The following is a 1,173-nucleotide window of genomic DNA, read 5'->3' as shown; positions in this document are numbered from 1 at the left end:
ACGATCCGGGTTCTTAGGCCGAACAGCGTAATGCTGTCCTGAGTGGGGTTTTGCAGCGGGTTAGAAATGAACTGCAGTGACGGCGTCATTTGCAATCCGGGTGAGATTGAAAAACGGTAGAACGCTTCCAGAGTGAACTGATCGCCATCTATGCCTCTTGCCTCGGCCCAGTTCAGGCCCAGCCCGGCCAAATCGGTATTGCGACCGTAGTAACCGAGACCGGCAGAAACGGACCGATCATAGAGTGCTGCTGTCCCTTTTGAGGCCCCTGCCCGGAAGAACGGCATCCATTTATTGCCAACAAACCATGCCGCCGAAAACGCAGCGCCGTAGTCTTCTGGACGGCTACCATCGTCAGCCGCATCCGCATGCCAAAGGGTCAGATGGATATTGTCGAAGTAGATGCGATCAAAGCCGGAGGTGTAACCAAGTTCAAGTGATTTGAAGAGATTGCCATCGCTGAACACATCAAAGTTTGGATCAGACGGGTCGGCGTTTGCGTCCGAGACGCTCGCAACAGCATAAACGTTTTCGTTAAGTTTTACGCCACCAGCAATGCCAAGACCTTGATTGGGCGTGTTAATTGTCGGATTGGTATTAAAAGACAGGTTTTGGAAACCGCTGTAGGGGCTTACCAACCCATAGATATCCACAAAGTCCGTTACATCAATCTGCCCGACTTGCAGCGTCCACGAGCCGTTCGCGGCTCTTTGGGTCCAAAACAGGTTGGTCAGCAGCAAACCATTATCGTTGAAGGCTGTCCCTGTGATCGAAAGGGCTCCACCATCCAGACCAAGAAACTGCGGGGCAACATCTGTATAGCCGTGCCGGTCTTCGATCTTGAATGTCAGGGAACCGCGTTCAGTTGCCTGCCAACTACCGTAAAGGCGCGCAATTCCGCTGGCCGCTTCGCTGGCACCCAGATCAGCATTCGTAGTTTGGCCCAATGCCAAGTAATCAATGTTGAAACGAAACCCACCTTCAGCCAGCCGGTCTTTCCACTGAAACCAACCCGGTGCGATGTTGCGTGGAAAATCCGAACGATACTGCGGATCGGTCAACCCATCTCCGGGGTCGAGGTCAGCTTCGACCGAAGATGGCCCAGATAGTCCCTGAGCCGACGCTGCGCCAGCAATGGAAATACTCAATACGGCAACCAGAAGTCTTATCATT

The 1,173-nt window shown here is 53.1% G+C and carries 1 protein-coding gene; it reads right to left on the bottom strand.

Features of this window, described 5'->3' with window-relative positions; all coding sequences use genetic code 11:
• Positions 1–1,148 (bottom strand): carbohydrate porin (locus tag AC2FGC_RS24205; protein ID WP_496783670.1); only part of this gene is annotated, 1,148 nt, incomplete at its 3' end.
• Positions 1,149–1,173: the final 25 nt, after the last annotated feature.

Source organism: Ruegeria sp. CDSC054 (assembly GCF_059610645.1).
This window is presented reverse-complemented; position numbering and strand designations above follow the sequence as displayed.